Raw genomic sequence first — 26,642 nt, forward strand, 5'->3', positions numbered from 1 at the left:
GCGGACGGTGCCCTCACCCTCTGGATGCCGCGCCTGCACGCGGCCGAGGCGGTCGAGGCTCGCACCGCGAGTTTCGTCGCCGCACGGGACGGTCAGACAGAACCGCCGCTCGGGGTGTTCAACCGCTCGCGGGTAGGCCACTGGCTCAAGGCGATGGATGCACAATTCGCCGGCGTGAAATCGTGGATGCCATGAGCGAGGCTGTCGATCAGAGCGAGACAGAGGCCGCGATCCGCGCCGCGCAAGCGGAACTGGATCGGGCCGAACAGCTTGCCCGGCTCGACAATGACCCCACCGCTGACACGCTCCTCGCGCTCCGGGTGTTCCTGGGCTCGACCGCCGCCATTGCCGCCGATCAACGCCGCGCCATGGCTGAACACCGCTTGCATGTCGATCGGGATTTCAGCGCCGTGCGCCAGGCGCGGGACGGCTTGGCGCAAACCATCGATCAAGCCTTCAAGGCCGCGAAAGCCCAGGCCGAGGCCGCGCATGCGGATTTGTCGCGCCAGTTCGTGGCTTCCTTTGCCCAAGCGGCAGAACAGCGTCTCAAGGCCATGTCACGGTGGGTATGGTGGCGAACGCTCGCCTCGTGCGCGGCGCTGGCAATCGTGATCCTCGCCCTTGGGTTCGGCCTCGGCTACTGGCGCGGCAACGCGGCCGGGTACAGCCAGGCCGCCGGGACGATTCACGCTACCGGGGCCGTTGAGCAATCCGTTCTTGCCTCGCAAGGCCCGGCTGGCTTGGCGCAATGGCACCAGCTCATGCGCGATAACGCCATCCTCGATACGATGAAATCCGATTGCACCGGCAAGAACGTGGCGCATCAGGACGGCCGCACGGCTTGCCATCTCTGGCTTTGGACCACGCCGAATGTCGCACCGGCCGCGCACGGGTAGCGGGATGGGGCGTGATGGACGAAGGCTACTGCTGACGTTCTTCAATCAAAAGTAATTAACGATCCTTTGCCAAAGAGCGCCTCCGAGTGGCCTAACGACAGACCCAGAAGCCCATGACCCATGGTTTTGTGCGTCAAGGTGTGTCGAAACCATGATGGATACTCGTCAGACCGTGCCGCATCGGCGAGTGATGAAGAGACACAAGCGCTGATCGATAGAAAACACCGTGCCCGATCTTGAATGGACTGAGCTCGACGGGCCGGTGAATTATGGTGTGATTAGCAGACAGTCCGAAAGTTCGACCTGGAACCGCTCGCGCGCCGCCAAACTATGCCGGAGCGGTCGGCCTGATCGGTAAGTCTGAATACCCGCACCGCAGCCGTTCAGGTCTCGACGGGCAAACCCGCCGCCTTCCACTCCGGATAGCCATCCTCCAGTCGGGTGGCCTGCACGCCACGCGCCCGTAACTGCGCCACGGCATCGTACGACAGAACGCAATAAGGTCCCCGGCAATACGCGACGACCGGGATATTCTCGGTGAAGTCGCCCAGCGCCGCATCCAGCTGATCGAGGGAAATGTTCAGCGCACCCGGCAAATGGCCCCGGGCGAATTCCTCCGGCGGCCGGACATCGAGAAGTGTCACGCTGCCGTCCCGGAGGCGTTCAAGCAGCGCACTGCGCGATACGGGCTCGAGAGAATCGCGCGTCCGGAAATAGGACTGCAGCACCTGATCGATTTCCGCGATGTTCCGCTCGCCTACTCGGCCCAGGCTGGCCAGCAACGTCACCACCTCGGTCTCGGAGACCAGGCTGTAGAACATGTTCTTGCCCTCTCGCCGCGGCGCCGCGAGGCGGGCGCGGCGTAGCACCTGCAGGTGGCGGGACGTGTTCGAGAGCGACAGGCCGATCCGTTCGGCCAGATCCTCCACGCTTCGCTCGCCTTGGGCGATCAGTTCGAGAATTTCGATCCTGTGCGGATGCGCAAGCGCTGCGGCAATCTCCGCGAGATGGCTGAAAATCTGCTGCTTCGGGCCGTTGCTTGACTTCATCACCGACTCATTCGATCAATATCGAGAATGATAATGTGATAGCGCGTTGGCAACAAGATTGCCGCGTCAGCCGGGAGCCAAACCCATGATCCTGCGACAGTTCCTACACACCGACCCCACGGCGGCCTCCTATCTGCTCGGCTGTGTCGGCAAGGGGGCGGGCGTGATCGTCGACCCGCTGTTTCCGATTGAACCTTATTTGCAGGCGGCATCGGCCTCGGCGACGCCGATCCGCCTTGTGATCGACACGCATCTGCATGCCGATCACCGCTCCGCCGGCCGCGCGCTGGCCGAAGCGGCCGGCGCCGAATACGCCATCCATGAATCCGCCGAAGTCGGTTATGCGTGCCGCCGCCTCGCGGACGGCGAACGGATCGAACTCGGCAATGTCGTGCTGGAGGTGCTGCACACGCCTGGCCACACGCCGGAGCATCTCTGCCTCACGGTAACCGACCGAACCCGCGCGGATGAGCCATGGAGCGTAATAGGTGGCCATACGCTCATGGTCGGCGATGTCGGCCGGACCGAGCTTGCGACCGACGCCGCACGCGGCGCGCGCGACCTGTTTACCAGCCTCGCCCGGCTCAAGGCGTTACCAGACCATATCGAGGTGCTGCCCGGAGCTCTGGCCGGCTCGGTCTGTGGTCGAGGTCTCTCCGGCAAGCCGGTTTCCACCATCGGCTTCGAGCGGCGGCACAACCCTGCCTTCCGCATCGACGACGCCGACCGCTTCGCCGCCTTCATGCTCGAGAATATTCCCCCCGCCCCCGAGGGCGCGGCCGAACTGCGCGCCTGGAATTCGGGCTTCACCGCGTGACCACAGTGGCGAACGCCTCGGTTCATATCCGCGGCATCACGGCCAATCGCGGCCAGTTCACCCTGCAGGCGCTGCAGGTCTTCTTCGTCGGTCTTGTCATCGGTATGGAGCGAGCGGTCCTGCCGACCCTCGCGCATGAGTTCGGCGTTGCTCCCGGTGCCTTTCTTTTCCTCGCGAGCTTCGTTCTCTCCTTCGGCCTGGTGAAGGGCGCGCTCAACCTTGTCGCCGGCGGGCTTGCCGACCGGTTCGGCCGCAAACCTGTACTCATCGCCGGCTGGATCGCAGCCATTCCCATCCCGCTGCTGATCTGGGCGGCACCCAGCTGGTGGTGGATCGTCATCGCCAACATCTTTCTCGGGATCAGCCAGGGTTTCACCTGGACGATGACGGTGACCAGCCAGATCGATCTCGCCGGCAGCCACCAGCGCGGGCTGGCTGTCGGCATCAACGAGGCCACGGGATATGTGGCCGTCGGCCTCGCTGGCGCCTGCGCTGCCCTGCTTGCCGAGGCGGTCGGCGCGCGCGATGCCTTGCTGGCTTTCGGCCTGGTCACGATTATTCTGGCCTTCGCCACGATCACCCGCATTCGCGATACGCTCGCCTGGGTCAAGGTTGAACATGCCGAGGCCGGTGCTGACGCATCGCAGGATCATACGCTCACGCTCCGCGCGATCTTCGTCCGCATCTCTTTCCGCGATCGGGTCGGCCGGGCGATCTGCCAGGGCGGCATTGTCAACAAGATTGCCGACACGCTGGTCTGGGTGATGTTCCCGCTATTCTTCAAGGCGCATGGCGCCAGGCTGATCGAAATCGGCTGGCTGACCGGCACCTACGCCATGGTGTGGGGCTTTTCGCAGCTCTGGACCGGCCATCTGGGAGATCGGATCGGCAGGCGGACCCCGGTGATCGCAGGGTTCTATCTTCTCGCGGCCGGCATTGCACTCACCGCCGTAGGGGGCAACGCGGTGCTCTGGCTGCCGGCTGCGGTGATCATGGGCATCGGAATGGCACTGCTCTACCCTAACTTGATCGCCGCGATGTCCGACCAGGCGGCGCCATTGATCCGCGGCAAGGCCCTCGGCACCTACCGCTACTGGCGCGACAGCGGCTACGCGCTTGGCGCCCTGTTGCTCGGCCTCATCGCGCAGTTTTCCCAGGCAACCCTACCGACGCTCTGGATCACAGCGATCCTCGTGGCCGGATCCGGCGTCTGGCTCATGCGCGACCTCCCTCGGAAATGAGCTCTATAAACCTGATTGAACTGGCACCCCATGGCCCCGTCAAATGGCCATGCTCAATGAACTCGATACCATAGATACCGAAAAGCCGACCTGATCAAGATTGTTAGTTTGACCTCATCACCTCGCCGAATTGAGCCTTACGTATCGGACGCGACAATCCATCGATTGCTGGCTACACCCCTGAAGATGTGGATAATTTTCCCGCTAGTCAGATTAGTTAGGACGACTTCGTGGCGGTTTTCCACGGTGACCAGAGCGTTCGTGCCGTGGTCGACGATCGCGAGCCCGCTAAGCTGGTTCATGCCCTTAGCTGGCCGGATCGAAATTTCACCGAGGTATTTCAGGCTTGTGGCCGAGAATTTCAGGATATGTCCAGAAAATCCCGCAGCATAAGCTATCTGGCCATTTGGGGATGAGGCAAGCTGCATGAAGCCTGCCGTTGCATGTGGAATCGCTGCGTAAGAGAAATTGGGATCGACTTCCGAAGTTTTGATCCGCGTGATCTTATCGGTAGCTGGATCGACGACGCTCATCACCCCGGTTTTCATGTCCGCCGAAAAGAGCTTGCCGTCGGCCATGACAAGATCGCCGGAGCGGGCGACCGGATAGGACTTTATAACTTGGCCGGAAGGAAGAGACACAACCGTGATCTGCTGATCCATGTTGCCTCCGACGTAAAGTTTTGTCTCCTTCGAGTTGGCGGCAAGCGCGTTGCCGCCGACGGCAATGGTAAAGGCCGGCTTGTGGCTGGCAAGGGAATACGCCGCGAGTGTCTTGGCCGAGAGCACGAGGAGGAGATGCTCCTGCGGCAGCACGCGGGCAACGCGCGCTCCTCTTATGGTGGGGAATGCACCCATCCGCCTGCCGGTATTGGCGTTCAGCATGGTGATGCGACCGATGGGAGACGGAACGAAGACCGTCTGCGTGGCCGCGTCATATCCAGCATAGAAGCTGTTCCCGCCGGGCGTTCCAGCCTTGGCGAAACTGGCAGCTCTAGCTGTCCGCGACGAGGGGTTCACCATAAACACCTTTCCAGGTCCCGGACCTTTCGGCGGATTTGCAGACGCACCGAGAACGAGCGGGCCAGTTCCAGCATACGCCGCAGGGGCGGCAGTGCAGGCAATGGTAGCCATGAACAATAGCTTCTTGAGCATCGATCAATCCCTTGGTTTGGTTGCCCTATATATTCGTCCTGTCGCACATAAGGTTACTCACATGCGAAAGCGACAACACGAAAGTGATCGGGCAGTCAGATTGAGCCTGTTTGACTAAAGAGTGCGTCAATAAGCGGACACCCTGGCTGATCACCAACCTGACACTGGGCGATCAAGATATCGAGAACCTCCTGCATCCTTCGCAGATCGGCGATTTTTGCCTCGATATCTTCACGATGCTCAATCGCCATGCCCTGGACCTCGGAACAGGGTATGCCGCGCGTATCAGCAAGCCTCAGCAGGTTACGGACCTCATCCAGTGTAAAGCCGAGTTCGCGGGCCCGGCGGATAAATGTAATCCGCGCGACATCGCGATCGTCATAGACCCGCCGACCGCTTTCGCTGCGTCGAGCTCGCGGTAGCACGCCGGCCTTCTCATAGAATCTGATGGTCTCAATGCCACACCCGCTTCGCCCTGCGGCCGTACCAATCGGGACTTCCAGACCAACCAGTGCCGCGGTTGGTCTGGAACCCGGCGAGTTCTTTTCTCCCGCGATCATCGAAATACCCCTTGCTCCTGTAGTTACTCCAGGATCTATACCCCGGTATGCCCGATCGGGCCAATGCCGTGCCCGTGCCGTGGGTCGGTGATCCACCAAGCCTATATCTGGAAGGAAAGATGCATGGAGACGCTATCGCTACGGGTTACCGGGATGACCTGCGAGCACTGCGCGCGGACCGCCGAGGCAGCCCTGAACCGGATGCCCGGCATCGATGCCTCTGTCTCCTACGACAGCACTATCGCCGAGATCAGAAGTGAGGCGGGTATTGAGATCGAGGCTTTGAGGGCGGCTGTAAGACCGAGCGGCTACGGGCTGGAGCCCCTGTCAGCATCTCCAGGCCATGATGGTGATGTTGAGGGCAGTATGCATGTTGCGATCATCGGCAGCGGCGGTGCGGCGTTCGCGGCCGCGATCCGTGCCACCGAGGCTGGCGCGCGGGTAACCATGATCGAGCGGGGCGAGATCATTGGCGGCACCTGCGTCAATGTCGGCTGCGTCCCCTCGAAGATCACCCTACGGGCCGCGGAAATCCGCCATGAGCGCGGACATCACCCGTTCGACGGGATCGCCCGCAGTCAGGAACCTGTGGATCGGAAGCCGTTGCTCAACCAGATGCGCGATCGCGTAGAGGCATTGCGCGGCGCCAAGTATGAGACAATCATCGCCAACAATCCGAAGATCACGTTGCTGCACGGCGAAGCACGCTTCGCGGATGCACGGACGCTGACGATCACCGACCAAGCCGGCCAGGTTACACAGTTGACGCCCGACCGTATCCTTGTCGCGACCGGCGCGTCACCGATGATTCCGCCGGTGCCGGGTCTGGCTGACACGCCCTACTGGACCTCAACGGATGCCCTCTTCGCCGAAGAACTGCCCGCACGGCTGGTGGTGATCGGTTCGTCTTTTGTGGCCCTCGAACTGGCCCAGGCGTATCACCGCCTTGGCGTTGAGGTGACACTGCTGGCACGCAACACACTGCTCACGCGCGACGACCCCGAACTCGGTGCGGCACTGCAGCAGGCATTCGAAGCCGAAGGCATCCGCGTGCTCAATGAAACGCAGGCCGAACGGATCAGCTATGATGCCGGTCGCTTCACCGTGGCCTTCGGTGCCGGGCCGGTCGAGGCGGAGCGACTGCTGGTGGCGACCGGACGTCAACCCAACACCGAAGGGCTTGCTCTCGACAAGGCCGGCGTGACGACCGACCGCAATGGCGCGATCATCGTCGACGACCACCTGCGGACATCGGCTGCGAATATCTACGCAGCGGGCGATTGCAGCACGATGCCGCAGCTGGTCTATGTCGCCGCGGCTGCCGGCACGCGGGCGGCCATCAACATGACGGGTGGCGACGCCAGTCTCGACCTCTCGGTGGTTCCCGCGGTGGTCTTCACCGACCCATCGGTCGCGATCGTCGGACTGGACGAGGGGCAGGCGAGAACGGCCGGAATCGAGACCATATCGCGCCGTCTGGACCTGGAAAATGTCCCACGCGCGCTCGCCAATTTCGACACAAGAGGATTCGTCAAGCTGGTCGCCGAAGCCCGCACCGGCCGACTGATCGGCGCGCAAATTCTCGCGCACAATGCCGGCGAGATGATCCAGACCGCTGCACTCGCCATCCGGCACCGGATGACCGTGCAAGAACTCGGCGACACGCTGTTCCCGTATCTGGTGATGGCGGAGGGCATCAAACTTGCCGCCCAGACTTTCAGCAAGGACGTATCCCAGCTCTCCTGCTGCGCCGGTTAATCATCATACAAAACAAGGATAATCCCCATGGTCAAACGTCTGATGTCAAAACATCTCCTCCCGCATCGAATGACGCTTCTCGCCGGACTTCTAGCACTGCCAGCAATGGCGCTCGGCTCGCCCTCCGGCGTGATGGGACCGAAGAACGCGCCGAGTCCGGCTGATCAAGCCGCGCCGCCCGCATCGTTCATCAGCAATGGCAAGACCGTGGAACTGGAGGCATTCAAAGGCCACCCTGTCATGCTCTGGCAGGTTGCAACTTGGTGCGGCAGTTGTCGGGCTGGACTGCGCACCTTCGCTCATGAGAAGGCACTGATCGACAAGTCGGATATTCGGGTCATCGTCCTGCGCGACTACAAGAATGGCGGCTATCCGGGCATCGGCATCAAGAAATTCGCCGAGCAGACCGCCCCGAGTCTGATGCGTGATGCCCATTTCGTCTTCGGAGACGATACCAAAGCACTTTATGCGCTCTACAATCCACATCACTATGTCGATGTCTACGATCTGATCGGCACCGACAACAAGATCCAGGCCGTCTCGTCCACACCTTCGGCAACGTTCGGCAAGATCAAGGCTTTCATCGCGTCGGAACCAAAATCATGATCGCGACAACGATCCAGAATATCATCCAGATGCCGGTCGCGATCCGGCTTGCGCTGGGGGATCGGCGCACGCGGATCTGGGGCGCAGCGACCTTCCTGATCGGCCTTGGCTTCTATCTTCTGGTGCTGCCCGCAACCGATACCGGTGGAGCGATCGGACTGGTCTCTCTGCGCTTTCTTACCGTGGGTGAGGCTGGCCTGGCACTCATCATGGCGGCCCTGCTCGGCCTGACCACCGCGCTCGGGATCTACGGGTTGAAACAGGGTGCACACGTTACATCCGGCAAGACGATCCTGGGCGCGATCGTCGCGATCGTGCCAACACTTCTATGCTGCTCGCCAATTCTGCCTCTTGTAATTGCGACAATCGCCTCCGTACTGCCGGCGGCAGGAACATTGGGCCTGCCGATACAGGGTTTCATCGCCACGCATGAAACCTGGCTCTACGCGATCGCAATTATCTTCATGGCCTGGGGGCTTTACGCCAACGCACGCCGCGCACTTTATTGCGCCTGCTGAACCGTTAAGGCCTTCTCTGGGCGACCAAGAGACAACACAAACATGACAGGAAGCCACTATGCCTAGCCGGCGCAACATAATGGCCATCGCCGGCAGTCTCTTTACCGGCTTTTTGACGCTTCTCGGGTTCGGTCAGAAATCAGCCATCGCTCGGATTGCCGTTGATCCGCCTTCTTCGGAGGGCATGATGAATGGGATGATGGGGCAAAGCATGTCCCACATGGACATGCACGGGATGATGTCTCGCGACAACATGATGGGGCCAATGCGGCTCGGTATGGAACTGTTCGAGCGGCATGCGGAAATCACCCGTGCGACTGATTATCTGCCAAACGGCATCATCGACACCACGGTGTCGAATAACCCGAAAACCGCCAGACTGATCCAAGCCCACGTAATCGAAATGTATGCTCGCCTCGCAGACAACCGCCCGTTTCCGTATCCGATGAGCAATAGCGTTCCGGCCATGTTTGCCAACAGCGCGCAATACCAGCGTAGCTATAAGCTATTGCCGACCGGCATCCAGGTGACAGAAATCTCTGACGATCCCGAGATGGTCAAAGTGATCTATGCGCATGCCCGCGAACTCGACCGCTTCGCGAAAGAAGGTATGCCAGCGATGATGCGGGGCATGATGCGCAAAACCGGCTGATCGAAGAAAATACAGCCTGCCCACCCATGAACTTCGTCCAATTTCAGCGGTTTGCAGCTCATTTGCCACATAGGGACGACGGCGTATACGGGTCGTGGGACCATGCCGGCGAGATCATCCCGACGATTATCACGGTACTCTAAATCGGCATGGCCGGTGCGGCGCCAACTCCACCAACGGCGCCGAGGAAGAGGCTGGCGCGGCCATGCAGGGAGTTGATGAAGATCAGGGTTACGCTGGCAGCCATGGCGATCATCGCCCAGACCGGGTTGATCAGGCCGGTCGCGGCGAGCGGAATACCGACGCCGTTGAAGCAGAAAGCGAGCGCCACGTTCTGCACCATCTTGCGGTAACTGCGGACGCTGATCACCCGGGCCTGCGGCAAGAGGGCGAGTTCTGGCCGCATGATCACGATATCGGCGGCTTCGATCGCGATGTCGGTGCCGCTGCCCATGGCGATGCCGACATCTGCCTGCATCAGCGCCGGGGCGTCGTTGATACCGTCGCCAACCATGGCGACCTTGCCGTTGCGTTGCAGGTCACGGATCGCCGCTGCCTTGTCCTGCGGCAGAACCTCAGCGATCACCGTTTCGATTCCGGCCGAGGCAGCGATCTTTTTTGCGGCGGATGCATTGTCACCGGTGAGCATGATGACGTTCAGACCTGCGGCGCGCAGAGTGTTGATGGCGTCCGCGGCGTCCGGCTTGAGGCGGTCGCCGAGGGCCAGCAGGCCGGTGAGCGTCCCGTTTTCCGCGGCGACGATGACGGTCCGTCCGGCTTCCTGCTCGGTGCGGATATCGGCCTCGACGGGTGAGAGATCGATCCCGCTCTCGCGGAGGAAGGTTGGGCTGCCGACCAGCACTTCCGCGCCGTGGTGCCGAGCCGAGATGCCCTTGCCGGGCGTGGCCTGAAACTCCGCAACCGCGGGCAGATCAAGCTCGCGTTCGAAGGCAGCACCGACGATTGCCCTGGCCAGCGGATGCTCTGAGCCGGCCTCGACCGCTGCCACCAGCCCGAGCAGACTTGCCTCGTCGAGGCGGCCGACGGCCCGGATCGCCTGGAGAACGGGCTTGCCCTCGGTCAGCGTGCCGGTCTTGTCCAGCACAACGTGGCTGACCTGACGGAAAGTCTGGAACGCCTCGCCGGTACGCATCAGGATCCCCCGATCCGCGGCCTCGCCGGCACCACGGACGATCGACAGCGGCGCCGAGATGCCGACCGCGCAAGGATAGCCCATGACCAGCACCGTGAGCGCGGCGAACACCGCGCGATCGACCAACGGATGGCCGATAACGAGCGTGGGGACGAGGAGCCAGAGGATCAATGCTCCCGTCGCGATCGCGAGCACGATGGGCGTGTAGACGCGCAGGAGGCGATCGACGAGATGCAGCACGCCCGGCTTCAGCGCCCGCGCATCCTCGACCTGCCGGATCACCCGGCGCAAAAAGCTCTCCTCGCCGATCGCCGTGACCCGAACGAGCAACGTGCCGGTGCCGTTGATCGCGCCGCCGACTACCGCGTCACCGACGGCTTTCTCGACGGGCAGGGGTTCGCCGGTGACCAGAGCCTGATCGATCGCGGAACGCCCATCAATCACCGTTCCATCGACGGGGATCCGCTCGCCGGGGCGGATGCGTGCCAGATCGCCGATCACGACATCACTGGCCGGTATCTCGATTTCGGCGCCGTCGCGAACCACGCGGGCAAGTTCCGGTTGCAGGTCGAGCAGCCGCTTGACCGCCTGGGAACTGCGGGTCTTCACGATCAGCGACAGCCACTCCGAGAAGATATGATAGGTGCAGACCATGGTCGCGACCGCGAAGAAGGATGCGGTTGGATAGCCGGGTTGATTGATCGCCAGCCCGATCGCGCCGCCTGCCAGCCCAGCGAAGGCGCCGATTTCGAGCAGCACATGCTGGTTGAGAATACCGCGCCGAAGCGCCTGGAACGCCATGACCTGAATATGCCGGGCGACGGCGAACACCAGGATGATGGCGAACAGGGCCGTGATCCAGGGCGTGATGCTGCCAAGCGCGCCGGTAGCGTGCAGACCGAACAGGATCATCGTCAGGATACCAAGGCCAGCAGCAACCGCCGAAGCGATCAGGCGCCCGCTGGGGCGGAGCACGATGAAGACGAAGCCGGTCAAGGTTGCGAACATCAGGGCGGCGAGCGCCAGACCCCAGGCCGAGCCGGTCCTTGCGATCAGAGCCAGTGATGCGAGGCTGAGGCAAACCGCGGCCACAAAGCGGCGCGCCTCGCGCACGAGATCACGTTCCTCCTCCTCGAAGCTGCGCAGCCTGGTCGGATCAGAAATCGTGTAGCCGATATCTCGCAGCGTCTGGATCAGGCGCGCTGGATCGGCGCGATCAGGATCGAACTCGACCAGCGCCTGCTCATGGGTAAGGCTGACCGCGACCTTTTCGACCCCCGGCAGTCGGCCGAGCGCCTGTTCGATCGTGCCGGTACAGAGCGAGCAGTGCAGCCCGCCGATCCGGGTGCGGATTTTTCGCCGGCCGGGCCGGCTGCCGGGTTCCTCGGTCCAGAAACGTTCCGTGGATGCTGTGGCGATCATCGCTTATCCTTTCATGCCGGCCATCGTCGGCATTGCCATCCCCGGCATCGGTGCGCGGATGGACACAAAGAGGCCATCCCGGATCGACCAAAGACCAAAGACGATGAGAACCAGCCCGATAATGATCGGCATTCGCCGGGACAGTCGGCCGAGCCAATCGATGACACCGCGGGCCGGCGTGAAAAGAACCGCCACAATCAGCGGTAGCGACAAGGCGGCGCCAAACAGGACGAGCGAGAAAAATCCCGCCATAACCGTTCCACCGGTCGCACCATGCGCCGCGGCTGTCGCGAGAAGAGCCAATACGAGCGGTGCGGCGCAGGCGGGGATATTGAGGCCGAACAATACACCGAGGCCGAGCGAACCGCGCATCCCGGCAAGCCAGGACAGGCTAGGACCCAGCCGGATCATCAGCGGTGCGATGCCCCCGGTGAGATAAAGTACGCCAAGCCCGCCATAGAGGGCACCGAGCGCGATCCAGAGAGCCTTCTGAGCGCCGAGAAACAAGGTGCCGAGCTGCGCGGCGAGAGCGCCAAGCAGCCCGATCACCAGGGCGCGCATCAGCATGAAGCCAAGGGTCTCGGCGAGTTTCCGGGCGGCGCTTTTGTCTTCGAGGAACTTGAGGAAGATCAATGTGCTGCCCAGCGTGCAAGGCTCGATGAAGCCAAGCAGGCCAAGTTCAATGGGCAGCAGAACCGTCTCGGCGAACATCTCGGTCTACTTCACCGCAGTCACCCGGTAACCGGGCCGCTCGATCGTCGCTGTGAGACGGTTCTCATCAATGATCGCGGGATCGAACAGCACCCGTGCGCTACCCGGAGCATGCCCGACCTGGACCGCCTTCACGCCGGCTTCATGCTCGAGAAGTCCGCGCACGGTTTCGGCGCAGCCTTCACAGTGCATGCCGTCTATCGCGAAAGTCGTTGTTTTCATGGTGGATACTCCTTCCGGTTGGCGTTGCTCAGTCGGATCAGCTGGCGATGGAGCTGCCTCCCGCGCAATCGGATGTTCGATGGCATCGAGGATCGTGCAGGCGCCGAGCGAGCCCCGGCTGGGGCAAGTAGCGATCAGAGCGTCGAGCGCCGCGCCGATCCGCTCAAGCCGCGCGATCTTGATCCGCACATCCTCGCGACGGGCGACGGCGCGGCTGCGGACGTCCGCGCAATCGGCCGACGGATCTGCGCGAAGGTCGAGCAGTTCGGCAATCTCCGCGAGGGTGAAGCCCAGCGATTGCGCTTCACGGATGAAGCGCAGCCGCGCGATGGTCTCTTCAGGGTAATGTCGTGGGCCATGTCCGGGACGGGCGGGATGCGCGATCAGCCCGCGTCGTTCATAGAAGCGGATCGTTTCGACATTGACTTCGGCGGCACGGGCGGCGGCCGCTATAGTGCGGATGCGCATGACAAAACCTTTCGCGAAGATTTATCCGCTCCGTACCATAGTACGGAGTCAAGAGGGCTCCGGGCTTCACGCTTTTGTCTGCCCTGCGATGATGCAGCCTGTAGTTATGAAAGCGCATTGAGCCTATCCGGCGCGCATGGTTTTGGGGGCGGGCGGCTTGTAATAAAAGTCCCAGCCACCGAGGGCTGGCGATAATCCACGTGAATACTTAAACAAACAAAACTATGACATCGGGATCGTGCTTGGCCGATTTTCGTATGTCAACAAGCATCCGAAAGCCTTCACCATTTGTGCCATTCGGCGACTACAAATCCAAAAATATAGTCATCTCCGCCTGAACTTGATCGTTCAGGCCGCATTTTCCTGAAAGCGGCGCACTGATGGCTGCTTGTGTTGTCGCGCAAGCCAAAGGTCATAGTTTACCTGCATTCCAAGCCATGCCTGCGCAGTGCTCACGCCAGCCTGTTCAAGCCGGATCGCCAGATCAGGGCTAATGGCCGCCTTGGCGTTCAACACACGCGACAACGCAGCGCGGGACATAGCCAGCCTCTGGGCCGCCTCAGTAACGGAAAGCCCCAGATCGCTTATGACATCCTCTCTGAGCAGTTCGCCAGGGTGTGGTGGATTGTGCATCATTCTGGCTTCTCCTAGTGGTAGTCTTGATAATTCACCAACTCAACGCCCGCCTCAACGAACCAAAACGTCACTCTCCAATTCCCGTTAACCCAAACGGACCAGTGTCCGGCAAGGTCACCTTTCAGTGGGTGCAGCTTAAACGCCGGGATGTTCATATCCTGCGGCGTCTGCGCCACATCCAAAAGGCCAAGAATGCGCTTCAACTTGCCAGCCTGTGCGGCTTGAATCCCGCGCATGGAGCCCGTGCGGTAAAATGCCTCCAGACCCTTATGTCGGAAACTCAAAATCATAACTCAGTGTAGCGCGTCGCGCGTCACTATACAACTTCGATCAACGCGACCATGACCAAAACTGGTCGGTTTCGGGCATATGAGGCAAGGGGTGTCCAAAACCTTGCTTGACGGCTTTCAGGACATGCCCACATAATGGGCATAGGTTTTGGACAGTATCAGCCCCATGACGTCGCGCGTTTTCCTATATGCCCGCGTCTCGACGATCGAGCAGACCGCCGAGAATCAGATCACTGAGGTCAGGGCCGCCGGTTTCGCCATCCGGCCGAATCGGATCATCACGGAAACGATCTCGGGAAGCGTCGCCGCCCGGCAACGGCCCGAGTTTAGCCGCCTTCTCGATCGGCTCGAAGAAGGAGACGTGCTTGTCGTAACAAAGCTTGATCGCCTTGGCCGAAATGCTCTCGATATCCGCTCGACGGTCGATGCCCTCGCCGGGATCGGGGTAAAACTCCATTGCCTAGCGCTCGGTGGTGTCGATCTTACCAGCTCGGCCGGCCGGATGACGATGCAGGTGATCGCGGCCGTGGCAGAGTTCGAGCGAGACTTGTTGGTCGAACGCACACAAGCCGGGTTAGTCCGGGCCAAAGCAAACGGCAGGTCGATCGGTCGGCCAGCCTCACTGACAGAAGAGCAAAAAGCGGAAATCCGCACTGCACGGGACGCGGGCGCCTCGATCTCGTCCCTCGCCCGCACTTACCGCGTCAGCCGACAGACCATCAACCGCGCGTAACCTCCCCTCTACGCTCCACGAGAGCGGCACTCTTCGGGTCATAGACATAGCCGCTGATAGTGCTGTCCTTGATCTTCTCCACTGCATCGTCGATCACAAACAGCGGCACCAAGAACCATTCACGCGGGATAACGGGATTGCCGAACCTGTCCTTGATCTCGATATCGAGCCTGGCCGGATCGAAGATGCGATGGATCAGGCTTTCCAGCTTTGTGCGACCTAGATTGTAGAGCTTGTAGGTCGCCACAATCTCCACGTCCGCCAATAAGAAGGTCGGGTCCAGCTTGGCGTTGGCGATGCGCTTTGCGACATCGCCGCCGGTGACGCCGATCTTGTGAACGAGGTTGCGATTGGCGGCGACGATGGGGTTATCCGACTTGCTGCGTAGGACATAAATGGTGCCGCTGCCCAGGTCGTCTACCTCACTTTCGCTGGCGAACAATGGCCCGGCGCTCGGCTCCGACACGCGGCGGCTCACCTCATCCTTATAGAGGGCACGTTGAAGAGAGCGGAGCAATAGATTGCTCTCAGTGCCATTGGAATAGATGACACGAAGGCGGGCGTCACTTTCACCATTGGGCGCTTTGAAGGTTTCTCCTACTTCGGCGACGTAGGCGATCTGACCGCCAAGTATGAAAAACTCCCCGGCCTTGATATCAGTTTTCAGGAAGCCTGCTTCCTTCCGAATGGGCTGGGTGATGCGTATGCCCCTATCGAGGTCGCTCTGCACAGCGTTGAAGATCGGCTTAAAGCGATCGAAGTCCTCACACCGTTCTCGGGTAGCGATTTCCTCGGCCGCGCGTTTGTCGGCGGCAGAACGGACATACCGCAATTCAGTGATGTCCTTCGAGGTGCCAGACTCCACACCTAGCTGGGCCAGCAATTCGTCGTCGCTGATGTCATCGGCCGCGTCATCTGGGGCGGGTGTCGCGCTCGCCAAAAGTCCCTGATGGTCAAACGGCGCAAGCAAGGATCGGCAATCCGCTTGCACACGCAGCCGGTCAAGACGTACGGCATAAAGCCTTTCGAAGATATCGTGCTCCTCGCCGTGCTGCGGTGCGCGGCCATGGGCTGCAACAAAACGCTGAATCTCCTCGAAGCCGGCGATGATCCGCTCCTCACGCGGCGTCCGGGCGGTGTCTTTCTTAGCCTCCACCTCGACGCCAAGTTCAGTCAGCAACGCATCGTCTTCGTCGGTAAACTTAGACACGCGCGGCCTCCGCTTTCATGCGGGCGAGGAAGGCGACGCCTTCAGCCATGCGCTTTTCCCAGGCGTCGGGTGATGTGATGGATGGCAGGCGTCCGCGCTCCTGCTTGAACTTCAACGCCCGCTTCGCCAACTCGCGCGCTTCCTCCGCGGTCAAGTTGACACGCTTGGCCCCAATCACGGCGGCAACCTGCTTCAAGCTATCCTCGGTCATCGCTTTGGACAGAATGGCGTAGGCTTCGCCGAACGGATTGATGCGGTCGATCAGGTCGATGTCCAGCTCGCGCACGTCCATCGCGAACCTGCGGACGCCTTCGATAAACGCGGTGTTCGCGCTTTTCTCGCCGTCAATTTCCTCCCCACCCAATGCGGCTTCCTTGGCCTTCTGCGTCAGGTTCAGGGCGGCGACGGCGTGCTGGCGCACAGCCTCCTGATCCTCCTCGTCCAGCTCCGGGTATTTGTCCTTGATGATCTTGCCCATACGCAGCTGGGTCAGCTCCTCGGGCACAAGCTCCTGGTCGAACAGGCCGCGCTCGATGGTGGTTTTGTCCTGCACGAAAGCGGCGATTACCTCGTTCAAGTCCTGCTGACAGATGCGGGTCGCTTCCTCGCTCTTGGGTTCGGTCAGCCCCTTTATCTCGATCTGGAAGGTGCCGCGCTCCTCATTGAAGCCGACATTACACCTGTCCGTCTGATAGCCGCCCTCGCCGTAATCAAAGCCCTCCACTGGCCCGCTAGCCGGGTTCTTGGGCTTAAACTCGAACCGGGGCGCAAGCACCTGCTCCATGAGCAAGCTTGCGGCGATGGCCTTCAACGTGTCATTCACCGCCTCGGTCACGGCTTCCTCGGAAGCGTCCGGTTCGGCGATCAGGTTGGTGAAGCGGGCGCGGGTCTTGCCCGGGGCGTCGCGCGTGGCGCGGCCGATGATCTGCACGATTTCAGTCAGGCTGGAACGATAGCCGACGGTCAGCGCATGCTCGCACCAAATCCAGTCGAAGCCTTCTTTCGCCATGCCGAGCGCGATGATGATGTCCACATGATCGCGGTTGTTCTTCTGCGCCGGGTCTTTCAATGCGGCGGAAACCCGGTCGCGCCTGGCTCCATCGTCGTCCACAAGGTCGGCGATCCGCAGCACCTTGCCTTCGGGCGTCTTGACCAACTGGAAGCCGGTGGCGTCGTCGGCGCCCTGCCAATCGCCCAGCGCCGACAGGATATGCTCCACCTCCCTGATCTTGTCCTTCGTGCTTTCGCGGGAGTTGACGCTGGGAATGTGGATGATGGTCTTCTCGGCGGGGTCCAGAACGCTGAGAATGTCGTCGGCGTAGGAGCCGGAATAGAAGAAATAGCCGATGTCGAGCTGCTTGAGATACTGATAGCCGTTCAACTGCTCATAATAGGTATAGGTCACGGTATCGAACTTGGCCTCGTCCTGCGGGGCCAGCACGGCATCGGCGTCGCCCCGGAAGTAGCTGCCGGTCATGGCGACGATATGCACCTTGTCGCGAGCGACGAAGGCCCCAAGGTGCAGCCCCAGCTTGTTGTCGGGGTTGACGGAAACGTGGTGGAACTCGTCCACCGCGATCAGGCGGTTGTCGAACGCCTCGACACCGAACTTGTCCACGGCGAAGCGGAAGGTGGCATGGGTGCAGACCAGCACCTTGTCATCGCTTTGCAGGAACGCTTCGACCGAATTGACCTTGCCGCCATTGTCCGCGCCGGGGGCGTCGCAGAGGTTCCATTTCGGTTCGACATGCCAGTCGGCCCAAAAGCCGAACTGGCTTAACAGCTCGTCATGGAAGCTCGCGCCGATACTCCTCTCCGGCACGACGATGATCGCCTGTTTCACCCCTTGATTGGCGAGCTTGTCGAGCGCAATGAACATGAGCGCGCGGCTCTTGCCAGATGCGGGCGGCGATTTGATGAGAAGATATTGTTCGCCACGCTTTTCATAGGCGCGCTCCTGCATCGGGCGCATCCCGAGGGCATTGGCCTTGGTGGAGCTGCCGTTCCGGGCATAGGAAACGGAGACGGAGGGAACGGATTTGGCTTCTGGCTTCATTTTCTTTCCCCCGCAACGCTGGCAAGCGCCGCCTTTAGCACCTGGAAGCAGACTTTCGCCGTGTGCTCGTCCGGTGTGAAGCCGGATACCATTTGTTCGTATGGATGGATGTAGTTGCGAAAGTCCCGAAGGCCGTGACTGAACTTCTTCACGTCCGGCTTCAGCAACCCAGCCTCGCACGCGACATCTATGAATTGCGCGAGGCTCCATTCGTGAAAACGCTTCACGCTGCCGTCAACGGCCTTCGGACTGGCCGAAGCCCGATTGAAGTGCGCTGGTTCCTTCTGCGCCGCCCCGAGAAGGACGGCTTCGAGAACGCTGCCGCACAGGAAGATGGTGGAGAGATACGCGCCCGCGCCCATCGCCGCCCGCGCTTCGTTTAGGCGGCTCTCGATGATCGGCACGGCCATCGCCTCAATCGGCAGTTTCTGGATGTTGGGAATCGAAAATTCGCTATGCAGAAAATCGTCAACGGTCTGGGTCGGTTTTGCAGGCGCGCGCACCCCTGAAAGACGCGCGATGATGCCGCGCGACTTTTCGAGAACGGACGCCTCGGTGTCCCGATTGTTCAGGGTGCAGTCGGCCTCATAGGCATCCAGCATCTCCCCCAGCACTTTCCCGACCAGAACATCAGGCTCCTGTTCCCAGAAAGCCCGCATTTTCTTGGCCTTGGATGTTCCGTAAGTCTGATACTTCTGGCTGTGAATGTTGACCCGGTGGCGATTGAAAAATTCGCCGAAGGCCGCATCGGAATAGTCCAGGACATAGCCGCTTTGCATCCCGAGCAATCTCTCAAAATAGCGTTTTTCGATGTCGGTGAGGCTGCTCATGCCGCTCCCACCTTTCGTTTCTTCGCTGAGCCTGCCCCGGCGGTCATCTTCGTATATAGCTCGAATAGCTTTTCCAGTCGCTCGGTGTCGTTGCGGAAGTGACGGCCGATATAGATGCGCTCCAACACTTCGTCGTTGCGCTCATGGGCGTCGCGCAGATCGGCGGGCATGTCGTCTGGGTCGTAAAGGTCGGCGATGGTCGCCGGGAAATGCGCCTCGCGCGCCAACAGGATGTCCTCGGCGCAACGGGTTAGGTCGGCCTTGTTCTTCTCGGTCAGCGTGGGAACGGGAAAGGTGTTCCAGCCAAGCGTGTTGGAATAACGGATGCGTGTCTCAAGCTGCCCGCAGACGGTGGTGATCCAAACAAGATGTAGCCGCGAGGCAATCAGCGCGAGATTCCAAAGGGGGGCGTCGTATAAGGCGAATGCCAGGTTCGTTAGAGTGGTATGCGCATCAACGATTCCAGCGGGCAAATACGGGCGACGCTCGGACGAAACGCTAGGCACGACGATTGCGTGGGAACTTCCGATGCGCATCAATTTGAGCTGATGGGGACGCTTGGCGAGAATAGTTCGTGCGCCCTTATCAGGGCTTGCCAACCGTAGTGCCCGGACCGCTTCAATACGCTCATGTAAGGCCGGAATCTGTTGCGCCTCATCAAGATTCTTGTCTTCTATCCAGATGCAAAATCGTAATCCGCCATTGATAAAATCCTGTGATCCATAGATACAACGAATAAATCTGTCCCTCTGCGCATTGGTCAAGCCAATCGCATTGAGCTCGTCTCTGCTCAACAACAAGTGGCCGCCATCGCTCGGCTTGTTGCCAAACTCCATGATACCGAGAGCTGAAATGGGATTGTTACTCTTCTCAACAATTACGCGCGCGCCAACGGTCAAGTAAGGCGTAATTGACGCGCCTTCGCGCAGAACAACGTGGCCGTCCTCCCGATGTTCATACAGCCGCCGCAGCGCATTTCTTGGGGCACCAATGCCGACCACGGCCACCGTGACACCCGCGTTGTAGCTGGCCAAGTTCGCCCACTTAAACGAAGTGTAGGCGAAAAGAATGTCGCAGCCCGCGCTGTACAAGATAGGCCATAGGATCGGCACTGACTGTCCTTGGCAAATGGAGTTGGTACTGACAAAACTCGCGGCACCACCCGCATTGGCTATGTAGTCAGCCGCTTTGATGAACCAGCCTGCTACATAATCCAAAAAGCCCGCCGAACTGGTACGGCCATTTACCACGCTGCGAATATCGGCCTTCTGCTCGACAGTCTGCCAAGTGTTACCCAAATAAGGTGGATTCCCGCAGATATACGTTTCCCCACCCTCATTCTCGAAGTCGATCTGGGGCTGATCGAGCGGGGTGTGAAACAGGTCATCGGCATGGTGCTTCACGCCGGTCCCGGTCGGCGGACAGATGCTCAGCCAGTCAAGTCGAAGCGCGTTGCCGCAGGTGATCCAGTTTTCTTTGTTGAGCGGCAGGAACTCGGCCAGCGCCAGCTTCTGCCCGCGATACAGCACGTCCGCTTGGTACTCGGCGATGATGAGCGCCAGCCGCGCGACCTCGGCGGGGAAGTCGCGCAGTTCGATGCCGCGAAAATTGGTCAGCGGGATCTCGGATGCGCGGTCGGCTTCCCCGCGCCGTTTGTTGATCTCGGCCTCGATAGCCCGCATTTCCTTGTAGGCGATGACGAGGAAATTGCCGCTGCCGCATGCAGGATCGAACACCCTGATCCGCGCCATGCGCCGCCGCAGGTTCAGCAGCATCCGGCTGTTGTCGCCGGCTTCCTCAAGCCGTGCGCGCAGGTCGTCGAGGAACAGTGGGTTCAGGACTTTGAGGATGTTTGGAACGCTGGTGTAGTGCATTCCCAGCGCGCCGCGCTCATCATCGTCTGCCACGGCCTGGATCATCGAGCCGAAAATGTCGGGGTTGATCTTCCTCCAGTCGAGGCCGCCTATATGGAGAAGGTAGGAGCGCGCGATCCTACTGAAGCGCGGCACAGCTGGGCTACCGGAGAACAGGCCGCCGTTCACATAAGGGAACACATCCGCCCAGCGCGGCAGCTTCGCGATCGCCCGCTGGGCGATGGGCGTGTTCATGGCGCGGAACAGTTCGCCAATCACCTCATGGGTGTTGGACGAGTCCCGCGCGCTCATCTGCTCGATGGTGGCAGTGAACAGACCCTCACCGTTGAAGATGTCGGTGTCCTCCGCGAAGAAGCAGAAGATCAGCCGGGCCATGAAATGGTTCATGTCGGGGCGGCGGTCGGCCGTGCCCCAGTCGGGGTTATCCTTCAACAACTCCACATACAGTCGGTTCAGGCGGCTGGTGGCGCGAATATCGAACGAGCTTTCGCGCACCTGCTTGACGGTGGTGATCCCGGCCAGCGGCAGGAAGAAGCCGAAACGGTTGGGGAAGTCGGCATAGGCGCAGGCAACCGTCTCGCCGGACTCCAACTCCTCGGCCTCGAAACCGTCGCCATCGGTGGCGAGGATAAATCTCGGCTTGGCCTTCGCCGTGGCGGGACTAGTACGAAGCCCGGCAAGGGTCTGCGTTACCGCGCCGTGTGCGGCGACAGCGATATGGATGTTGCTCCGCTGGAGGACGCCGCCCGGCAGATCGGATGCGTTGGTCGATCCGGTGCGCAGCCGTTTGATCGTAGTGTCCTTGTTCCCGAACGCGGCCAGGAACTGATACGGAAACTCGGCTGGGTCGAAGGGCCTTTCCGCAAGCTCGCTCACGGCTTCCTCAATCTCAACCGCGTTCATGACTCGCCGCTCTCTTCACCTGCGACGGCGTGGAAAGGCTCGACTTCGATCTCGTCCGCTCGCCGCATGACCTCGGCCAGTTCGTGGTCGAGTTGCCGGATCAGCCATTCGCGAGCTGGCGTGCCGAACGCCTTTTCCAGACGGACGGCCATCTCGGGCGAAATACCAGACCGGGCGTTCAGCAGATTGCTAAGGGTCTGCCGATCCACACCAAGAATACGGGCGGCGTCAGTGACGCTCAGCCCGTTCTTTTCAAGGCAATCTTGTCGGACCATCGTTCCTGGGTGCATCGCCTTCGTCTTGCATCGAATCTCTATTCAAAATTGTATAGTGACAATCGACACTCGACAATGGGTTATGGTCGCAAATCGCCCCTTTCCTTACGTCGCGAAATAATATTTTTTATATTTACCGTCCCGCCGTCGCACGTCGTGCCTGCCGCTCCTGCTCGGGCTGGTCGGCTCGTTCCGCCCGCCGGATTTCCGCGCCGCTCTCGGCCGCACGCTGCCAGTAGCCGCGCGCTTGGTCGCCCGCCTGGCTGTCAGCCCGGCCGGTGATCTGCCCTGCCTTCTGCTCGGCACGCAGCGCCATCAGATACCCGGAAATCTTCTCGGCATCCGCAGCCGCCCGGAATATCTCGCGCGGCTCTTGCTGCAAGGCTTTGATCCAGCTTCCGACATACGCCGCATGCTGGCCCGGATCATGGCCGATCCCCAGCTTGTCCGCGATCATCAGCGAGGCAATCTCCGCCCTTAACTCCTCCCGCGCATAGGCTTCTGATCCGAACGGTGTGCCAAGGTCAGGCCGGTTCAGCCGCGAGGGGTGGCCTGTCGCGTGCCCCAGCTCATGCAGGGCCGTGCTGTAAAACCGATCCGCCGTCTTGAACTGCTCGCGCTCCGGCATCGTGACCCGATCCTGTGCCACGGTGTAAAAGGCCCGGTCGCCGGGCCGGTAGATGATTGGCACCCCGGAATGGGTCATGATCTGCTCGGCCGCCGCGTGCCGTTCCCACTCCGCCAAAGCGGGCCGGGCCTCGATCTTCGGCATGCCAGCGATCTGCTCGGCATTGAACACCACGGCCGAAAACACGCGCGGGCGTTCCAGCTCGACGCTGCGATAAATCTGGTTGCCCTCGGCATCCTTCACCGGCCGGCCTTGCTCGTCCTTCACCGGCACCCGGTCAAACTTCTTGAAATACTGGATCAGCGTGCCCTTTTCGCCCTTCATCACCTGGGCATCGAGGCTCTGTGCCTGCTTGTAGGTGGTCCAACGCGGATCGCTGTAGCCCTTCGCCTCAGCCACCGTCATCAGCCAGATTGCGTTGCCGCCCTGGTAATCCTTGCCGGTGGTCGCGTTGTAGGGAATGAACCGGAGGCCGCTGGGCTCCCACGGTTTCACCCAGGGCGCGGTGCCATCCTCCAACTGCTTGACGATCGAGGCGGCAACCGTCTGGGCATAATCACCGGCCATCGGTCGCCTCGTTCGTGTTCTCCACGTCCGCATTGGACTCCCAGGCGTCGGCTTCATCGAGTGCGGTTTCCTCGACCAGCCCCAGCCGATCGACATCGGCCGGATCGATCTCGACCATGAAGCCCGGCCGCATCAGATCGGCCAGATCGCGCGAGATGATTGGTTTCTTCGGTTTCATCGCTCTCCTCCTCCTCAACGTGCTCTGTATCGCCCGGCGCGAAAGGCCGGCCCTTCGCTGGCCCCCTGCCCTTCCCCGGCGTGCCCTAGCGCTCGAATTGCCGGGTCGCGGCCTCGCTCTCGGCCGCGTGCTGCCAATAGGCCCGCGCCAGGGCTACGTGGCTTCGCAAGCCAAATCTGTTGCGAAGAACATCGATCTGATCGGGATCGTCTGACGTATTCGGATAGGTGTAGCCGTGCGGCTCTCGATCTTCCGCCATGCCCGCCAACCAAACCGGGCGCCTTAGCGCCCGGCCTCGATCGCGGCGATCATCAAGCGATCCAGCTCGGCCATGTCGATCTCGCCCCGGATAAACCGCTCGTTTGCAGCCTCAAGCACTGGATCATGAACATAGCCCTGGCGGATATTCGCCGCGCGAGCCTGCTCAATCGCATGCCGGCGCCGCGTCATTTCAGCTTCCGAAATCCTGCTGACAAGCTGATCCATCGCGCCGCGTCCTTTCTCCACCGAAGTTAAGAATTAAGGAAAAATGCAGTAAAATTCAAGAGATTTCAACTATTCATCCCGGCTTTGCGAATATCCGTCTTGGTAAAATCATCGCCTTTGAACAGCAGCGCCGCGCGGTAGGATTTGGCGGCGCCATAGGCAAAGCAATCGCCCATGTTCAAGGCGGCCGGATGCCGCCCCTTCCCGAAATCGGCATAAGCCTGGATCGCCAGATCATACTCACGCTCACCGAGAGAAATGACCTCGATGCCGAGGGCACTCATAAAGCTCTTCACCTTTTGCCGGGCGCCGTCCATCGAAAGCCCGAAGCTGCGGCAGAGCCCGGCTGTGGCCTCCCACATGGCAACCGGTGAGACGAGACGGGTGCGTTCCTGGGCCAGAAGATCCGCCAACATATCCGCATCCTCCTCGCCGGCGATCATGGCGATCAGGGCAGAGGCATCGATGAAGATCATTCCCCCTCCCCAGACAGTTCATCGAAAAATGCCTTGTCTGCCTTCAAGCCTGTAGGCGGCGGCAGCGGATTGGCCTCGCGCCACTCGCGCAGGCGCTCGCGCAAGGGCTTTGCTTCGCGGGTCCGGTCAAGCTCGGCCTGCACGGCGATCCGCACGGCATCCTGTTTGGTTAGGCCGCGCTCTTTCGCCAGCTTGGCGACAAGCTCGGCGGTCGCATCATCGCGGATGTAAAGCGGCATGGGCGCCTCTTGATATCCAAATATCTATTTTTGAATATCTTGATATCTTACGAATAGCAAGGTTATTCACAAGAAAATTGCCCGCTCGACCGCCAGAACAAGAAACACCAGCGCCGCCCCTACGGCCAGAGTCCAAAGCTGGCGTGTGCGGGTTGGCTTCCGTCGCCTCATGCGTCGGCTGTGCGCGGCGGACAGGGCTGCCTGCCGCGATTGCCCCCGGAACCTCGCCAGGGTCTCCAACGCCGCCAGGGCGCGGCCAGAGGCCGCCCCTGCCCTCATCATCTCCATGATCGCACTCGTGAGCGGAATCATGCCCGGCACTGGCCCGCCGGCAAGCCGCACATGCCCGGCCAGGATGACCAGCGGCCGGACGGGCACTTGTGCCACCCGGCGGATCACGTCGCGGTGGGTCTCGTTCTGCAAAAGCGGGTTATAGACACTCTGCGCGGCGCCATCCGGCTTTTTCAGAGTCCAATGATGGGCATCGGCGTGCCCCATCAACTCACCGCGCCAGGTCTTTGTTTCGAGGCAATAGAGGCAATCGCCGGCCGCCGCGACATGATCGATCTGATGCGTGCCGCGCTGATCCTGCAAGGTGATGTCGTGGATCGCGGGCACCCCTGCCCGCTCCAACGCTCGCGCGACACGCTTCTCCCCGGCCGCACCAGCGCGCTGTGCATGGGTCTCTGTGGCTTCGTCGCCGGGGTGCGTGATGATCGCAGCCGCTGCCGCGCCGGTCGCCACCATGCCACTCACCAGCTCGACCAGAAAAACAATCATGCTGCCATGTTTACATGGTGACGTGTAAGTATGATTGCACTACTCATCACGAACTTGCGGATAATTATATTTCACGAAAAGCAGGTTGAGGGCTTCGGCAACCAATCGCTCCTGTGGCACGCGCTTGCCCTTCTCGTCGCGCGTCCGAAAGCTGATTTCTTCCAGAGTTTCCCAATAGGCCGGGGGCAAATGGTGGGTCTTCGCGGTCTTATTGGCCCGTGATGGCGGCACATAAGCCCCGCTTTGGTGTTCTGCACGCTGTTCCCGAGGGGCCGTAACGGCCGCGGCCTTCGGTTCCGTTGGTGCCTTGCCCACCGGCACGGTGGTTTCCGGCTCGCTGGTCTTGAGGGCAGATGCAAGAAGTGAGGGCTTCCGACTCATGCTTTCATGCTTTCACGCTTATCTGTAACCATGTTTCCTTGAGCTGTAAGGAACTCAAATAATTCGGAAATTTCGCGGGCTGCCCTTCCCTTGGGCTCATATTCTTGGGGTGACTGCCCTAATGCTGGCGCATCCTCATAAGCTTTCAGGCGCGACATGTGGACCGGCGCAACTGGCACCTTGAAACGATCGGCAATAGCTGCGGCGTCCTCACTAGCTCGGCCGGCCGCGTTCGGATGAACTAGATTGAGCACCACAAAAGCCGGCGGACTCCCCGCCATGTCGAGCAAGCGCTTCAACGGCTCTAAGGTATCGATCGCGAAAATCTGGGCCTGGGTCGGTATCAGCACAATGTCAGCGTGCTTGGCGGCCTCAGTAGAGGCGCTGTCCATTTTCCCTGGCGTATCGATAAACACCCATTCCATCCCAAGTTTGCGATAGGCGTCGAGGGATCGGCGGATCGCGCCCGGCTGGATCGAGGCCACATCCGGCCCGTCTCCCTCACGGCGATCAAACCAATCGACGGCGTTGGTCTGCGGGTCGAGGTCCAGCAAGGCAGCCTTTTTCCCGGCCCGATGCGCAGCAACCGCAAGAGCGGTGGCAATCGTCGTTTTTCCGGTGCCGCCCTTTTGGGTGCAGAAAGCAACTGCAATCATGTTTACACCCTTTCATGAAAGCCTGCTTTCACGCTGATATCTAAGCATGCAGGCATTTCTTTATTCCCATACGATCACTTGACATGCAAGCATTATTTCATGATGACATGGAATACTATTAACATGTTTACATGTCATTATGATTTTATGTAAGGCAACGCGGTACACACCGCCATTGAGCATGTTGCAGAAATATACAACTTTTTGTATAACTCTC

29 protein-coding genes and 1 pseudogene are annotated in these 26,642 nt (G+C 60.7%); 9 read left to right on the plus strand and 21 right to left on the minus strand.

Annotated features, from left to right (window positions below; genetic code table 11):
• Positions 1–195: pseudogene (locus BUB54_RS12720) on the plus strand (hypothetical protein); the annotation flags it as partial.
• Complete coding sequence (locus BUB54_RS12725) at positions 192–896, plus strand: hypothetical protein (protein WP_244890783.1); 705 nt, start codon at positions 192–194, stop codon at positions 894–896. The pseudogene BUB54_RS12720 and the gene BUB54_RS12725, both read left to right, overlap by 4 nt.
• Positions 897–1,279: 383 nt before the next feature.
• Here BUB54_RS12725 and BUB54_RS12730 read toward each other — a convergent pair whose 3' ends face one another.
• A complete protein-coding gene (locus BUB54_RS12730; RefSeq protein ID WP_048877088.1) occupies positions 1,280–1,945 on the minus strand; it encodes an ArsR/SmtB family transcription factor in 666 nt (221 codons plus the stop codon).
• A gap of 85 nt (positions 1,946–2,030) precedes the next feature.
• Between BUB54_RS12730 and BUB54_RS12735 the strand changes: the two genes are divergently transcribed.
• Positions 2,031–2,762 (plus strand): MBL fold metallo-hydrolase, encoded by a 732-nt coding sequence (locus tag BUB54_RS12735; RefSeq protein ID WP_048877089.1) that lies wholly within the window; start codon positions 2,031–2,033, stop codon positions 2,760–2,762.
• Positions 2,759–4,003, plus strand: a complete 1,245-nt coding sequence (locus tag BUB54_RS12740; RefSeq protein WP_082075536.1) for an MFS transporter — start codon at positions 2,759–2,761, stop codon at positions 4,001–4,003. The genes BUB54_RS12735 and BUB54_RS12740 overlap by 4 nt, the downstream gene beginning before the upstream one ends.
• A gap of 137 nt (positions 4,004–4,140) precedes the next feature.
• On the opposite strand, the gene BUB54_RS12745 is transcribed toward BUB54_RS12740, so the two are convergent.
• Together BUB54_RS12745 and BUB54_RS12750 are read right to left on the minus strand one after the other, a co-directional pair.
• Positions 4,141–5,157, minus strand: coding sequence for a beta-propeller fold lactonase family protein (locus BUB54_RS12745; protein ID WP_139284899.1), 1,017 nt, complete (start codon positions 5,155–5,157; stop codon positions 4,141–4,143).
• A gap of 95 nt (positions 5,158–5,252) precedes the next feature.
• The gene (locus BUB54_RS12750; RefSeq protein WP_139284900.1) at positions 5,253–5,717 is read right to left on the minus strand and encodes a MerR family transcriptional regulator; all 465 of its coding nucleotides are present in this window, start codon (positions 5,715–5,717) and stop codon (positions 5,253–5,255) included.
• 123 nt (positions 5,718–5,840) lie between these two features.
• Here BUB54_RS12750 and merA point away from each other — a divergent pair, with 123 nt between their 5' ends.
• The 4 genes from merA (at position 5,841) to BUB54_RS12770 (ending at position 9,251) form a co-directional block, all read left to right on the plus strand.
• Positions 5,841–7,475 (plus strand): mercury(II) reductase, encoded by a 1,635-nt coding sequence (gene merA, locus BUB54_RS12755; protein WP_048877091.1) that lies wholly within the window; start codon positions 5,841–5,843, stop codon positions 7,473–7,475.
• Positions 7,476–7,502: 27 nt separating this feature from the next.
• Positions 7,503–8,081: a redoxin family protein gene (locus tag BUB54_RS12760; RefSeq protein ID WP_052948257.1), complete on the plus strand. Its 579-nt coding sequence runs from the start codon at positions 7,503–7,505 to the stop codon at positions 8,079–8,081.
• On the plus strand, positions 8,078–8,599 hold the full coding sequence (locus BUB54_RS12765; protein ID WP_048877092.1) for a hypothetical protein: 522 nt from the start codon (positions 8,078–8,080) through the stop codon (positions 8,597–8,599). Before BUB54_RS12760 ends, BUB54_RS12765 begins: the two co-directional genes overlap by 4 nt.
• 79 nt (positions 8,600–8,678) lie before the next feature.
• A complete protein-coding gene (locus BUB54_RS12770) occupies positions 8,679–9,251 on the plus strand; it encodes a hypothetical protein (protein ID WP_048877093.1) in 573 nt (190 codons plus the stop codon).
• A gap of 139 nt (positions 9,252–9,390) precedes the next feature.
• Here the strand turns inward: BUB54_RS12770 and BUB54_RS12775 are convergent, their stop codons facing one another.
• The 5 genes from BUB54_RS12775 to BUB54_RS12795 all read right to left on the minus strand — a co-directional run bounded on the left by BUB54_RS12775 (position 9,391) and on the right by BUB54_RS12795 (position 14,153).
• The gene (locus tag BUB54_RS12775; RefSeq protein ID WP_048877094.1) at positions 9,391–11,826 is read right to left on the minus strand and encodes a heavy metal translocating P-type ATPase; all 2,436 of its coding nucleotides are present in this window, start codon (positions 11,824–11,826) and stop codon (positions 9,391–9,393) included.
• A 3-nt stretch (positions 11,827–11,829) separates the two neighbouring features.
• Positions 11,830–12,537, minus strand: a complete 708-nt coding sequence (locus BUB54_RS20315; protein WP_048877095.1) for a cytochrome c biogenesis protein CcdA — start codon at positions 12,535–12,537, stop codon at positions 11,830–11,832.
• Positions 12,538–12,543: 6 nt separating this feature from the next.
• Positions 12,544–13,227, minus strand: a complete 684-nt coding sequence (locus tag BUB54_RS12785; protein ID WP_048877096.1) for a MerR family transcriptional regulator — start codon at positions 13,225–13,227, stop codon at positions 12,544–12,546.
• 348 nt (positions 13,228–13,575) lie between these two features.
• Positions 13,576–13,863: a HigA family addiction module antitoxin gene (locus BUB54_RS12790; RefSeq protein WP_048877097.1), complete on the minus strand. Its 288-nt coding sequence runs from the start codon at positions 13,861–13,863 to the stop codon at positions 13,576–13,578.
• An 11-nt stretch (positions 13,864–13,874) separates the two neighbouring features.
• A complete protein-coding gene (locus BUB54_RS12795) occupies positions 13,875–14,153 on the minus strand; it encodes a type II toxin-antitoxin system RelE/ParE family toxin (RefSeq protein WP_073211730.1) in 279 nt (92 codons plus the stop codon).
• Between the two features lie 166 nt (positions 14,154–14,319).
• On the opposite strand from BUB54_RS12795, the gene BUB54_RS12800 reads away from it, so the two are divergent.
• Positions 14,320–14,886, plus strand: coding sequence for a recombinase family protein (locus BUB54_RS12800; protein ID WP_048879513.1), 567 nt, complete (start codon positions 14,320–14,322; stop codon positions 14,884–14,886).
• Here BUB54_RS12800 and BUB54_RS12805 read toward each other — a convergent pair.
• The 13 genes from BUB54_RS12805 to BUB54_RS12865 all read right to left on the minus strand — a co-directional run bounded on the left by BUB54_RS12805 (position 14,873) and on the right by BUB54_RS12865 (position 26,425).
• Complete coding sequence (locus BUB54_RS12805) at positions 14,873–16,096, minus strand: GIY-YIG nuclease family protein (protein WP_048879514.1); 1,224 nt, start codon at positions 16,094–16,096, stop codon at positions 14,873–14,875. The genes BUB54_RS12800 and BUB54_RS12805 overlap by 14 nt on opposite strands.
• The gene (locus BUB54_RS12810; RefSeq protein WP_048879515.1) at positions 16,089–18,152 is read right to left on the minus strand and encodes a DEAD/DEAH box helicase; all 2,064 of its coding nucleotides are present in this window, start codon (positions 18,150–18,152) and stop codon (positions 16,089–16,091) included. Before BUB54_RS12810 ends, BUB54_RS12805 begins: the two co-directional genes overlap by 8 nt.
• Positions 18,149–18,982, minus strand: coding sequence for a hypothetical protein (locus tag BUB54_RS12815; protein WP_048879516.1), 834 nt, complete (start codon positions 18,980–18,982; stop codon positions 18,149–18,151). Before BUB54_RS12815 ends, BUB54_RS12810 begins: the two co-directional genes overlap by 4 nt.
• Positions 18,979–21,759 (minus strand): class I SAM-dependent DNA methyltransferase, encoded by a 2,781-nt coding sequence (locus tag BUB54_RS12820; protein ID WP_048879517.1) that lies wholly within the window; start codon positions 21,757–21,759, stop codon positions 18,979–18,981. Before BUB54_RS12820 ends, BUB54_RS12815 begins: the two co-directional genes overlap by 4 nt.
• Positions 21,756–22,049, minus strand: coding sequence for a HigA family addiction module antitoxin (locus BUB54_RS12825; RefSeq protein WP_048879518.1), 294 nt, complete (start codon positions 22,047–22,049; stop codon positions 21,756–21,758). Before BUB54_RS12825 ends, BUB54_RS12820 begins: the two co-directional genes overlap by 4 nt.
• Before the next feature lie 118 nt (positions 22,050–22,167).
• Complete coding sequence (locus BUB54_RS12830; RefSeq protein WP_048879519.1) at positions 22,168–23,229, minus strand: ArdC family protein; 1,062 nt, start codon at positions 23,227–23,229, stop codon at positions 22,168–22,170.
• Entirely contained in the window at positions 23,219–23,407 is a 189-nt protein-coding gene (locus BUB54_RS12835; protein ID WP_048879520.1) for a hypothetical protein, read from the minus strand. The genes BUB54_RS12830 and BUB54_RS12835 overlap by 11 nt, the downstream gene beginning before the upstream one ends.
• 282 nt (positions 23,408–23,689) lie before the next feature.
• The gene (locus BUB54_RS12840; protein WP_241869412.1) at positions 23,690–23,857 is read right to left on the minus strand and encodes an antitoxin VbhA family protein; all 168 of its coding nucleotides are present in this window, start codon (positions 23,855–23,857) and stop codon (positions 23,690–23,692) included.
• 101 nt (positions 23,858–23,958) lie between these two features.
• Positions 23,959–24,369 carry a type II toxin-antitoxin system VapC family toxin gene (locus BUB54_RS12845; RefSeq protein WP_048879522.1) on the minus strand — a complete coding sequence of 137 codons (411 nt, stop codon included), beginning with the start codon at positions 24,367–24,369 and terminating at the stop codon, positions 23,959–23,961.
• Positions 24,366–24,608 carry a type II toxin-antitoxin system VapB family antitoxin gene (locus BUB54_RS12850; RefSeq protein WP_048879523.1) on the minus strand — a complete coding sequence of 81 codons (243 nt, stop codon included), beginning with the start codon at positions 24,606–24,608 and terminating at the stop codon, positions 24,366–24,368. Before BUB54_RS12850 ends, BUB54_RS12845 begins: the two co-directional genes overlap by 4 nt.
• A 66-nt stretch (positions 24,609–24,674) precedes the next feature.
• Positions 24,675–25,388: a nuclease-related domain-containing protein gene (locus BUB54_RS12855; RefSeq protein ID WP_241869413.1), complete on the minus strand. Its 714-nt coding sequence runs from the start codon at positions 25,386–25,388 to the stop codon at positions 24,675–24,677.
• A 39-nt stretch (positions 25,389–25,427) separates the two neighbouring features.
• Complete coding sequence (locus BUB54_RS12860; RefSeq protein ID WP_052948402.1) at positions 25,428–25,769, minus strand: chromosome partitioning protein ParB; 342 nt, start codon at positions 25,767–25,769, stop codon at positions 25,428–25,430.
• A complete protein-coding gene (locus tag BUB54_RS12865) occupies positions 25,766–26,425 on the minus strand; it encodes a nucleotide-binding protein (RefSeq protein ID WP_048879524.1) in 660 nt (219 codons plus the stop codon). The genes BUB54_RS12860 and BUB54_RS12865 overlap by 4 nt, the downstream gene beginning before the upstream one ends.
• Between the last annotated feature and the right edge of the window lie 217 nt (positions 26,426–26,642).

Origin of the sequence: Acidocella aminolytica 101 = DSM 11237, assembly GCF_900129125.1 — a bacterium.
GTDB classification, from domain to species: Bacteria; Pseudomonadota; Alphaproteobacteria; order Acetobacterales; family Acetobacteraceae; genus Acidocella; species Acidocella aminolytica.

Bases quoted from the DNA above. Each gene is read 5' to 3' on its own strand.
- BUB54_RS12860 (WP_052948402.1), bottom strand. From the start codon at position 25,769: ATGAGTCGGAAGCCCTCACTTCTTGCATCTGCCCTCAAGACCAGCGAG.
- BUB54_RS12855 (WP_241869413.1), bottom strand. From the start codon at position 25,388: ATGATTGTTTTTCTGGTCGAGCTGGTGAGTGGCATGGTGGCGACCGGC.
- BUB54_RS12850 (WP_048879523.1), bottom strand. From the start codon at position 24,608: ATGCCGCTTTACATCCGCGATGATGCGACCGCCGAGCTTGTCGCCAAG.
- BUB54_RS12785 (WP_048877096.1), bottom strand. From the start codon at position 13,227: ATGCGCATCCGCACTATAGCGGCCGCCGCCCGTGCCGCCGAAGTCAAT.
- BUB54_RS20315 (WP_048877095.1), bottom strand. From the start codon at position 12,537: ATGTTCGCCGAGACGGTTCTGCTGCCCATTGAACTTGGCCTGCTTGGC.
- BUB54_RS12725 (WP_244890783.1), top strand. From the start codon at position 192: ATGAGCGAGGCTGTCGATCAGAGCGAGACAGAGGCCGCGATCCGCGCC.
- BUB54_RS12865 (WP_048879524.1), bottom strand. From the start codon at position 26,425: ATGATTGCAGTTGCTTTCTGCACCCAAAAGGGCGGCACCGGAAAAACG.
- BUB54_RS12810 (WP_048879515.1), bottom strand. From the start codon at position 18,152: ATGAAGCCAGAAGCCAAATCCGTTCCCTCCGTCTCCGTTTCCTATGCC.
- BUB54_RS12775 (WP_048877094.1), bottom strand. From the start codon at position 11,826: ATGATCGCCACAGCATCCACGGAACGTTTCTGGACCGAGGAACCCGGC.
- BUB54_RS12765 (WP_048877092.1), top strand. From the start codon at position 8,078: ATGATCGCGACAACGATCCAGAATATCATCCAGATGCCGGTCGCGATC.
- BUB54_RS12815 (WP_048879516.1), bottom strand. From the start codon at position 18,982: ATGAGCAGCCTCACCGACATCGAAAAACGCTATTTTGAGAGATTGCTC.
- BUB54_RS12770 (WP_048877093.1), top strand. From the start codon at position 8,679: ATGGCCATCGCCGGCAGTCTCTTTACCGGCTTTTTGACGCTTCTCGGG.
- BUB54_RS12735 (WP_048877089.1), top strand. From the start codon at position 2,031: ATGATCCTGCGACAGTTCCTACACACCGACCCCACGGCGGCCTCCTAT.
- BUB54_RS12825 (WP_048879518.1), bottom strand. From the start codon at position 22,049: ATGCACCCAGGAACGATGGTCCGACAAGATTGCCTTGAAAAGAACGGG.
- merA (WP_048877091.1), top strand. From the start codon at position 5,841: ATGGAGACGCTATCGCTACGGGTTACCGGGATGACCTGCGAGCACTGC.
- BUB54_RS12800 (WP_048879513.1), top strand. From the start codon at position 14,320: ATGACGTCGCGCGTTTTCCTATATGCCCGCGTCTCGACGATCGAGCAG.
- BUB54_RS12790 (WP_048877097.1), bottom strand. From the start codon at position 13,863: ATGATGCACAATCCACCACACCCTGGCGAACTGCTCAGAGAGGATGTC.
- BUB54_RS12760 (WP_052948257.1), top strand. From the start codon at position 7,503: ATGGTCAAACGTCTGATGTCAAAACATCTCCTCCCGCATCGAATGACG.
- BUB54_RS12840 (WP_241869412.1), bottom strand. From the start codon at position 23,857: ATGACGCGGCGCCGGCATGCGATTGAGCAGGCTCGCGCGGCGAATATC.
- BUB54_RS12795 (WP_073211730.1), bottom strand. From the start codon at position 14,153: ATGATTTTGAGTTTCCGACATAAGGGTCTGGAGGCATTTTACCGCACG.
- BUB54_RS12750 (WP_139284900.1), bottom strand. From the start codon at position 5,717: ATGATCGCGGGAGAAAAGAACTCGCCGGGTTCCAGACCAACCGCGGCA.
- BUB54_RS12845 (WP_048879522.1), bottom strand. From the start codon at position 24,369: ATGATCTTCATCGATGCCTCTGCCCTGATCGCCATGATCGCCGGCGAG.
- BUB54_RS12820 (WP_048879517.1), bottom strand. From the start codon at position 21,759: ATGAACGCGGTTGAGATTGAGGAAGCCGTGAGCGAGCTTGCGGAAAGG.
- BUB54_RS12745 (WP_139284899.1), bottom strand. From the start codon at position 5,157: ATGCTCAAGAAGCTATTGTTCATGGCTACCATTGCCTGCACTGCCGCC.
- BUB54_RS12835 (WP_048879520.1), bottom strand. From the start codon at position 23,407: ATGAAACCGAAGAAACCAATCATCTCGCGCGATCTGGCCGATCTGATG.
- BUB54_RS12730 (WP_048877088.1), bottom strand. From the start codon at position 1,945: ATGAAGTCAAGCAACGGCCCGAAGCAGCAGATTTTCAGCCATCTCGCG.
- BUB54_RS12830 (WP_048879519.1), bottom strand. From the start codon at position 23,229: ATGGCCGGTGATTATGCCCAGACGGTTGCCGCCTCGATCGTCAAGCAG.